Here is a 10914-nt window from a genome sequence, read left to right on the forward strand (position 1 = left end):
GTCCTGGGCAACTCGGACGTAAAAAAGTTTCAATTTTACGAAAAATTTACAATTAGAAGTTCTGACTGGGTGAACCCATTACAGGAAAGACTATCCTGTCTCTCTTATTTTATGAAAAAAACTTTTTTTTTAATTACTTTGGTATCTTGTTGATTATCAACGACTTACGAAAGATTGTCTTTTTTGTCAAGTGTTAAAAGTTCCATTTTGGGCTTAAAAACGTCAGTTTTTTGTAAAAATGTGTTTGAAAACACTATATTTGGGCGGTATAACTCGCTTTACCGCTAGCGTGTTTATGGTTTTTGTGAAAACAAAAGTGAACGAATGCATAGTGGATGGAATTTATGGGAGATCATAAATGAAACGAAAAAACTGGTCTGTAGCAGCTCTGCTTGCTTCAACCGGACTACTGGCCTCGGTCGGCGTAATTGCTCAAGAAGCTGGTTCTGGTAATGCAGCCGCTGTCGAAAATAACGCTCCTTCCGTGATGGGTATTCCTGGTGAATCCATTAACGAAGGTGGCAAATTTGCACCGATTAAGTTGGATAGCTACGTATCCGACGATATGGATAAGCCGAACCAGCTGAAGTGGTCCGTCTCCGGCAACAAGAAGCTGAAGGTGTCCATTTCTCCGGAACGCGTGGCAACCATCGAAACACCCGATCAGTACTGGAACGGCAACGAAGACATTACCTTCGCCGCTACCGATACTAAGGGCGCAATCGGTTCTGAAACTGTAAACTTCAATGTTGAATCCGTGAACAATCCTCCGGTGGTGGCTCAGATTCCTGACCAGACCATCGACGAAGGTAAGCAGTTCACCAAGATCAAGCTTGATGACTTCGTTACTGACCCCGACCATCCGAAGAATCAGATGCTTTGGGAATTCGATATCCAGCCCAATGGCAAGGATCAGGCCGATGGCGACCTGAACGTGGAAATCGACCCGAACCGCGTTGCCACTGTGGTGATCCCGGACCCCAACTGGTATGGTTCCGCAAAGATCAAGTTCACTGCAACTGATGGTGAATACGCCAGCGATTCCAAGACCGCTGTGTTCACTGTGAAGCCCATTAACGATGCTCCGGTCATGCAGAAGATTCCTGACCAGACCATCGATGAAAAGAATGAATTCGAATCCATCAGCCTCACTGATTTCGTGAGCGACGTTGATGACGATGTCGCCAAGCTGAAGTGGACTGTCGAAGGTGGTAAGGACCTGAAGGTCGAAATCGACAAGTACGGTACCGCCAACGTCAAGATCCCGAATGAATTCTGGAACGGCTCTGAAACCTTTATCTTCAAGGCAACCGACGCTGCCGGTGCTTCCGCTAGCGCTAAGGTAACCTTCACCGTTAAGTCCATTAACGATGCTCCTGAATTTGTTCAAGATGTTCCTGAACAGACCATCGATGAAAAGCAGGAATTCAAGCCCATCGAACTGGACAAGCTGATCAAGGATCCGGACCACTCTTTCGAACAACTTAAGTGGACCATTTCTGGTACTAAGGACCTGAAGGTTGTTCTGAATGGCAAGACCGCTACTATCAAGATTCCGAACAAACTCTGGAACGGTAGCGAATCCATCAAGTTCAAGGCTTGCGACCCCGAAGGCGCATGCGCTGAATCCGAAAATACCTTCACCGTTAACTCTGTGAACGACGTTCCTGTTCTGGTCAAGGCTATCCCCAACCAGACCATCGACGAAAAGAAGCTGTTCGCCAAGATCAAGCTTGACGAATTCGTGAAGGATGCCGACCACAAGAATTCCGAACTGTCCTGGGAAGCTGATGTTAAGCATCAGGGCAAGGAACCGGAATCTGGTACCCTCAGCGTGAACATCGATGATTCTCGCGTGGCTTCCATCGAAATCCCGGATACCTACTGGAACGGTACTGCAGTGGTGACCTTCACCTGCACCGACCCGGATGGCGCTTCTGTCAAGCAGGATGTGACTTTGTCTGTGAAGTCCATCAACGACCTGCCTGTATTCAAGAAGATTCCTGACCAGACTATCGAAGAAAAGAACGAATTCTCTTCTATCGTTCTGGATGAATATCTGTCTGACGCTGACCACGATATTTCCAAGCTCAAGGTTGAAATTACCGGCAACAAGGATATCAAGGTCAACCTGAATAACAAGACTCGCGAAGTTTCTTTCAAGACCCCCAGCGAACTCTGGAACGGTTCTGAAACTCTGACCTTCTCTGCAACCGACCCCGAAGGCGGCGTTGCTAAGACTCAGATGAAGCTCACCGTGAAGTCCATCAACGATCCTCCTGTCATGAAGGATATCCCGGAACAGACCATCAAGGAAAAGGAACAGTTCAAGGTTGTTGAACTGGATAAGTATGTTGATGATCTGGACCACTCCAAGGATAAGCTGAAGTGGACCATCACCGGTAACCGCGAACTTAAGGTTGCTGTTGACGGTAACCGCGTTATGAAGGTAACTCCTCCGTCTCCGCAGTGGAACGGTTCCGAAACTCTCACCATCAAGGTGACTGACCCGGAAGGCGCTACCGATGAACGCTCTGTGGCTTACACTGTTGAATCCGTGAACGACGTTCCCGAATTCGTAAAGCAGATTGCTCCGCAGACCATCAAGGAAAAGGGCCAGTTCACTCCGGTCAAGCTGGGTGAAATGGTTCGTGACCTGGACCACAAGCTTAGCGACCTGACCTTCTCTGTTGATGTCAAGTCTACTATCAAGGGCAAGGAACCTGGCCTCACTGTTGAAATCGACGCTCAGCAGGTTGCCAAGATCGTTATCCCCAACAAGCTCTGGAACGGTGCCGATGAAATCTCCTTCACCGCCACTGACCCGGAAGGCGCAAAGGCTACCTCTAAGGCCGTCTTTACCGTTCAGTCTGTAAACGATGTGCCGGTTCTCAAGAAGATTCCGGACCAGATGATCGACGAAAAGATGGAATTCGCTTCTATCAACCTGGCTGAACTCGCTTCTGACGCTGACCATGCCTTTGGCCAGTTGAAGTGGGATGTTGCCGGTGCCAAGGCACTTAAGGTTAATATCGACAAGTCCGGTATCGCTACTGTCAAGGCTCCGTCTCCGCTGTGGAACGGTTCCGAAAAGCTGACCTTCACCGTTACTGACCCGGAAGGTGCTTCTGCCAAGAGCGACGCTGTGTTCACCGTGAAGTCCATCAACGATCCTCCTGTCATGAAGGATATTGCTGGCCAGACCATCAAGGAAAAGGGTGAATTCAAGACCATCGAACTGGATAAGTTCGTTGAAGACCTTGACCACGATAAGTCTAAGCTGAAGTGGACTGTTTCCGGCAACAAGGACCTGAAGGTTGCTATTGACGCAAAGCATGTGGCTACCATTACCACTCCCAACAAGTACTGGAATGGTTCCGAAGCTATCACCTTCACCGTTACTGACCCTGAAGGTGCCGCTGACAAGCGTACCGTCAACTTCACTGTTGAATCTGTAAATGACCTGCCCGTATTCACCAAGCCCATTAAGGATCAGACCATTCCTGAAAAGCGTGAATTCGCAATCATTAACCTGAACGATATCGTAAACGATCCGGACCACAAGGCCGATCAGCTCACCTGGTCCTTCGATGTCAAGCCCAAGGCCAAGGGTGCTACCCCGGCTCTGAAGGTGTCTGTTGATGGCCAGCGTATGGCTAAGATCGTTATTCCGGACAAGTACTGGAATGGTGCCGAAGAAATCACCTTCAAGGTGGAAGACCCGGATGGCGGCAAGGCTACCTGCACCGCTCTGTTCACCGTTCAGTCTGTGAACGACGCTCCGACTATCGGTCAGATCAAGGATCAGACCATCGACGAAAAGCAGCAGTTTGCTGACTTCGACCTGGCTGCAATCGTTAAGGATCCGGACCACGCATTCGACAAGCTCAAGATTGATGTTGCCGGTGCTAAGGACCTCAAGGTTACTGTTGGCAAGGACGGCAAGGTTTCTGTGAAGACTCCGAACGTTCTGTGGAACGGTTCCGAAAAGCTGACCTTCACCGTTACTGACCCGGAAGGTGCATCTGCCAAGGCTACGGCTGCATTTACCGTGAAGTCCATTAACGATGCTCCGGTCATGAAGGATATTGCTGACCAGACTATCAAGGAAAAGGGCTCCTTCAAGTCCTTCAACCTGGATAACTATGTTGAAGATCTTGACCACCCGAAGAACAAGCTGAAGTGGAAGATCGAAGGTGCTAAGGAACTGAAGGTTGCTATGGATGCAAGCCACAACGTTTCTATCACCCAGCCCAACCCGTTCTGGCACGGTTCTGAAAAGATCAAGTTCTCTGTCGTTGACCCTGAAGGTGCTGCAGATAGCCGTGAAGTGACCTTCACCGTTGAATCTGTAAACGACGCTCCTGTCTTTGTTAAGGAACTGAAGGATCAGTCCATTGACGAAAAGAAGCAGTTCCAGACCATCAAGCTGGACGACCTGGTTAACGATCCTGACCACAAGAAGGCTGATCTGAAGTGGTCCTTCGACGTGAAGCCGGTTAAGGCTGGTGCTCCTGCTGCCAAGGGCAAGAAGGCTGCAAAGGCTGAAGAAGCTCCTGCAGGTGAAACCCTGTCCGTTAAGGTGGACAAGGGCGAAGGTGGCGCTCGCGTTGCTACCGTCGTTATCCCCAATAAGTACTGGAATGGTGCTGCAGACATTACCTTCTCCGTTACTGACCCTGAAGGCGCAAAGGCTGTAAAGACCGCTCGCTACGAAGTTCGTTCTATTAACGATCCTCCGAAGATTTCTGAAAAGGCCCCGAAGGGTGAAACCATTAAGGAAAATGGTGTATTCAAGACCATCGACCTTTCTACTCTCGCTTCTGACCCGGATCACAAGACCACTCAGCTGAAGTGGAGCGTGTCTGGCAACAAGGGTCTGAAGGTTGACCTCCGTAAGGACAATACCGCTATTGTTTCTGTTCCCAATGACCAGTGGAACGGCAAGGAAACTATCGCATTCACCGTTACCGACCCTGAAGGTGCATCTGCAACTCATAAGATGATCTTCGAAGTGACCCGCGTGAACGACGCTCCGGTCTTCGTCAAGAAGATTGCCGACCAGAAGATCAAGGAAAAGCAGCAGTTCGCCCAGATCAAGCTTGACGAATACGTTAAGGATCCGGACAACAAGCCCAGCGAACTGAAGTGGACCGTTTCTGGCAACAAGAAGCTGAAGGCTGAAATCAATGGTAGCCGCATTCTTACCGTTAGCGCTCCGGATCCGTATTTCTGGTGCAAGCCTGAAATGCTGGTTATCCAGGTCACTGACCCGGATGGTGCAACTACCTCTACTACCGCTACCTTCGAAATCACTTCTGTGAACGATGCTCCTGTCATGAAGGACATCCCGGCTCAGAAGATCAAGGAAAAGGGCCAGTTCAAGGAAATCGATCTTAACAAGTTCGTTAAGGATCCGGACCACAAGCTGGAAGACCTGACTTGGACCGTTAAGGTTGCCAAGGTTGGCGCTGCTGCTCCTGCTCCTGCCAAGAAGCCGGCTAAGAAGCCTGCTAAGAAGGGCAAGAAGGGTGCTAAGGTTGAAGAAGAACCGGAAGCACCGGCACCGGAACCGGTTGACGAATTCCAGGTGGAAATCGACAACAAGAACATTGCTCGTATCAAGATTGCTGATAAGTACTGGAATGGTGAACGTAACGTGACCTTCACTGTTACTGACCCTGAAGGTGCTAAGGACTCCAAGACCGTTAACTTCCTGGTTGAATCTGTGAACGATGCTCCGGCTATCGCTCCGATCCCGACCCAGACCATCAAGGAAAAGGAATCCTTCCAGCCCATCGACCTGACCAAGTTCGTTTCTGATCCTGACCATAAGATTGAACAGCTGAAGTTCGAACTGGCTCCGACCCGCGCTCTCAAGGCTTCTATCAATGCCAAGAAGCAGCTGATTGTTTCTACTCCGGATAAGTACTGGAACGGTACCGAAAAGATCAAGCTCGACGTCTTTGACCCGGAAGGTGCAAAGGCTACCCAGCAGCTGACCTTCGAAGTGACCCCGGTTAACGATCCTCCGGTAATCAGCAAGGTTGCTGGTCAGAAGATCAAGGAAAAGGAAAAGTTCCAGGTTGTTGACCTGTCCAAGTCTGCAACTGACCCGGATAACAAGCCCAATGAACTCCACTGGTCTGTTTCTGGCAACAAGGAACTGAAGGTTGATATCAAGGGTAACCGTGCTAACGTCATTACCCCGAACCCCAACTGGTTCGGTAAGGAAACCCTGACCTTCACCGTTAAGGATATCGCAGGTGCCTCTGCTTCTACTAAGGCTACCTTCGAAGTGACCCCGGTGAACGATCCTCCTGTTCTGAAGCCTGTTCAGCCCTTCGTCATCGAAGAAAAGAAGCAGTTTGCTCCCTTCGACTTCAGCAAGGTTGTAAGCGATCCGGATAACAAGCTGGAAGAACTGGTTTGGACTCTGGATAACGAAACTCCGGCTTCCAAGGCTGCCAAGAATGCTCCGGCAAAGAAGGGCAAGAAGGCCAAGGGTGCTGCTGTTGAAGCTGTTAAGCATGACCTGATCTTCAACATTGACGACAAGGGTGTGCTGACTGTTGAAATTCCGGACAAGTACTGGAACGGTACCGAAACTGTGAATGTGAACGTCTTTGACCCGGCTGGCGAAAAGGCTACCATTCCTGTGAAGTTCACCGTGAAGCCCGTAAACGATCCTCCTGTCGTGAAGGAAATTCCTGGCCAGGAAACTCTGGAAGGTAAGTCCTTCAAGGCTATCAAGCTGGATAACTACGTTACCGACCCCGACCACAAGGTTCATGAAATCAAGTGGAAGGTTACCGGTGCCAAGAACCTGGCTGTTGAAATTTCTGGTGGTCGCGAAGCTGTGATCCGCCCGAAGAAGCAGGATTGGTTCGGCGAAGAAACCCTCGTCTTTACCGCTCAGGATCCGGCTGGTGGCATGGACAAGACTGTTGCCAAGTTCGTTGTTAAGCATGTGAATGCTGCTCCGATCATGCGCGACATTCCTGACTTCACCATCAAGGAAAATGACAACAAGGGCGTTGTGGGTAAGATCAAGCTTGACCAGTATGCCCGCGATAAGGACCATCGCTTCGACGAACTGAAGTGGACCTTCACTGGCAACAAGTTCCTGACTGTCAAGTATGACAAGAACGCTAAGACCGCTATTGTTGCTATGCCGCACGAACACTGGAAGGGCAAGCCGGAACGCATTACCTTCACCGTCACTGACCCTGAAGGCGCAAAGGCTAGCAAGTCCGCTCTGTTCACCGTGATCCCCGTGAACAACGCTCCGGAAGCAAGCAACCAGACTTACATGACCCAGGAAGGCGATGAACTTAAGGTTTCCGCTTCTGAAGGCCTGATGTCCGGTGTGAATGACCCCGATGGCGAAAAGCCGGTGTCTGTTCAGATTGTCCAGAAACCGCGCAATGGTAAGATCAACCTGAATGAAAAGGATGGTTCCTTCACCTATATGCCGAACAAGGGCTTCTCCGGTCTCGATGAATTCACCTTCAAGGTGAAGGATCCGGGTGGACTCTACTCCAAGGTCGCAACTGCTGAAATTAACGTAAGTTTCAAGATGCAGGACCTCCGCGGCGGCAAGAAGGCCGAAGCAAAGAAGGAAGAACCCAAGGAAGACAAGCCGGCCAAGGGTAAGAAGAAGGGCAAGAAGAAGTAATTCTTGAACGATCTTCTATTCCAATAAAAGTTTGACTTTTAGAGCCCTGTGACGCAAGTCGCAGGGCTTTTTTGCATTTCCCATAATAAATCAATGGTTGTACTCTTATGCTCCGTTGTAATGACCTCAAGGGTTATTGGGGTTCGCAAGTCTTTTAGGATACTTTCCTTGTTTGTTGGGTTTATATTATGGCTGGTTTTGAAAATTCCGGTGTTTGGAATTTTCTGATTTAGGGCTCTGCCCAAGGGATGTTTATGGTTAAAGGGTTGTTTGGGGCCACTGGCCTCGTGTTGGGTCTGTCTGTTTTTGCCGGCGCAAAAGCTGCAGATGGATTTAATTGGAGTGCTGTCAGCATGGGCGGTGGCGGATTCGTTAGTGCCATTGTCGCTTCTCCGCTGGAAAAGGGCCTTTTTTACGCTCGTACGGACGTGGGCGGTGCCTATCGCTGGGATGAATCCGGTGCCCGCTGGGTTTCGCTCATGGACTGGGTCGATGTGACTGAACGAGGCCTTCTGGGGGTGGAAGCCATTGCCGTTGACCCTCAGGAAGAGGGCGTGGTCTATATGATGACCGGTACCAGCTACTGGAATAATGGCCGTAGTGCGTTCTTGCGCAGTAAGGATCGCGGTAATTCCTGGGAATTGCTCTACACTTGGGACGAAGATGGTACCAAGGGAGCTAAGGTTACCAGCTTTGGTGCCCACGGAAACGGCATGGGTCGCGGAAATGGGGAAGCCTTGGCTGTGGATCCCAACGATTCGAAGATTATGTTCTACGGTTCGAAGAATAAGGGCTTGTGGAAGTCGGCTGATAACGGCTCCAGCTGGAGTCATGTGGATGCCTGGACAACTGCGGCCGGGTCTGATACGACGTGGAATGGTTCCGGTTTTAGCTTTGTTCAGTATGCGCCTGGCAGTTCCAAGAATCTTTATGCCGGTTTTTTGCGTGAGGGTTCTACCAAGAACAAGACTTTTGAAAATGTGTTTGCTTCGACGGATGGCGGTGCTTCGTGGAAGGCTTTGCCGATTCCTGATAGCTTGCGTACTACGAAGGGTGGCGGCGTTGTCCGTCTGATGCCTCAGCGTGCCGTGATTACCAAGGATGGAAGTTCCATGGTGGTGACTTTTGCCGATGGTGCCGGCCCTCATTCCATGGGTTGGGACGAAGGCTGGGGCCCGATCTGGGATGGCTTTGGTCGCGGAGCCGTACTGAAGTGCAATTTGAAGACGGGCGCCTGGACTGACGTTTCTCCTGCAGATTATCTGGATGGGGAAGGGGAGGCCAAGTATGATATGACCGACTACTCCAAGACGGATGAGTACGAATATATTGCTCCTTATGGCGGCATCACCATTAACCCTAACGATGATAAGGAAATGGTGGTGACCACGGAAGGTTACAATGGACCGCAGTTCTGGTACAAGAAGGGCGAAGACGGAAAGGATGTGTGGAGCGACCGCTGGGGTTCCAATATTTTCCATACCACAGATGGTGGCGAAACATGGATTGCCTCTTTCCGTTACTATTGGATGGAAGGTGGAGTTTATCCGACAACGCAGCAGATGGATGCTAACGGGATCGGCTGGATGCACGACGGTTCCATTCACTGGGCGGGTAGCGTGGCCATGGATCCCTTTGACCATAATCGCGTTTTCGTGACTTCTGGAAATGGAATTTTCAGGACGGACAATCTAACTGATTATACGGTGACGAAGGCGGAAAACTCCTGGGAAGAAGATCAGATTGCCATGAATCAGGTTTGGCATTTTAGTGCCCATGGCGTTGAAGAAACCGTGCCTTTCGAGGTGGTGAGCATTCCTGGCGGCCCCATGATTTCCATTATTGGCGACTACGACGGATTCCGTCATGATGATATTACCAAGTTCCCGCAGTTCCGTCATATGACGGACGTGAGCGGAACGGCAGTTCCTCTGGGAACTACCCAGGGGCTTGCCTATGCGGCGAAGTCCGGTACTTTGGTGAAGGTGGCCAATGCCCGTAAGTATGAGGGCAAGTATAGCGATGTTCCTATTGAACCTCTGCAGTTCTCTAGCGATTCCGGAAAGACTTGGACTGTGGGTACTTACTGCAAGCTTGACGAAAAGATTGCCAACGGCACCGCCGCTATTTCAACTGACGGCGAAGTGGCCTTGTTTGTTCCCATGGAAGGTAGTACCAGCGTTTACCGCTACAGCAATGCGGCCTACACGGAAGTGACGGGTATCGATAACGGTTCCTTTGTTGTGGGTGATCCTGAAAATGCGGATGTGTTCTATGCTTACAACAAGACGGAAGGCCTGTTCTACAAGAGTTCCGACAAGGGTGTTAGTTTTAGCGCTGTTGGAAAACCCGGTGTGAGCGTCTTTAAGAAGTTCCGTGCGATTCCTGGTTATGAGGGCGACTTGTGGCTGCCCATTGCTGAACAGGATCCGTCTACTGGTGTGGGCGTTGGCGGCAGTCTGCAGCACTCCACTGACGGGGGCAAGACTTGGTCTGCGGTGAAGGGCGTTGGCTATTGCGAGGCCGTTGGTTTTGGCGCTCCCAAGACGAAGGGCGGATATCCTGCAATTTATGTGTTTGCCACAATTGACGGCGTTACCGGTGTGTTCGGCTCTGATGACAAGGGCGCTTCCTGGACCCGCGTAAATGATGACGGTCATGAATTTGGCGGTCTTGCCAATGGCGAATTCGTTATGGGCGACATGAATACCTATGGCGTCGTATACATGAGTACTGCAGGCCGTGGCATTGCGGTGCGTGTTCCCGACACCTGGAAGATGGGTTCCTCTGAATCTGATGGTACAATCAAGGTTGGCCCGAGGACTCCGGCGGTTTCTGCTAGCCGTGCGGTTTATGCCCGTGGCAATCTGGAATTGACTCTGAAAAATTCCGGGGCTTCTGTCAGCGTGTTCAATATGCAGGGACAGAAACTGTTTAGCCGATTCTATGGCAGTTCCGTAAGCGTCCCCCTGAAGGAACTGGTGGGTGCCAAGGGCAGTTTCTATGTGCGTGTCGAGAGCGGTAAGCAGGTCTTGTTCAGCAATAAGGTTATTATTGCCCGATAGGGCAAACCTTTTTATAGGTTTGCAGTTCTAATAGCTTATCTGTAAAAAATATACCTGGGTGGCCTAGTGCCACCTTTTTTGTTTTTTTATGGGGTATTTCTGCTCATATTACAGAAAAAATGGGCTTTGTAGGTTTATGTTTTTAAACTTATTTTTCTAAATTTGGCGCAC

Annotated in this window: 2 protein-coding genes; both read left to right on the forward strand. The window is 50.2% G+C overall.

Features of this window, described 5'->3' with window-relative positions:
* Positions 1-358 precede the first annotated feature (358 nt).
* Entirely contained in the window at positions 359-7678 is a 7320-nt protein-coding gene (locus tag BUB38_RS10750; protein WP_073160407.1) for a tandem-95 repeat protein, read from the forward strand.
* A gap of 254 nt (positions 7679-7932) precedes the next feature.
* On the forward strand, positions 7933-10743 hold the full coding sequence (locus BUB38_RS10755; RefSeq protein ID WP_170932288.1) for a T9SS type A sorting domain-containing protein: 2811 nt from the start codon (positions 7933-7935) through the stop codon (positions 10741-10743).
* The last annotated feature ends 171 nt before the right edge of the window (positions 10744-10914 follow it).

Source organism: Fibrobacter sp. UWH5 (assembly GCF_900142505.1).
In the GTDB taxonomy this organism is placed as follows: Bacteria; Fibrobacterota; Fibrobacteria; order Fibrobacterales; family Fibrobacteraceae; genus Fibrobacter.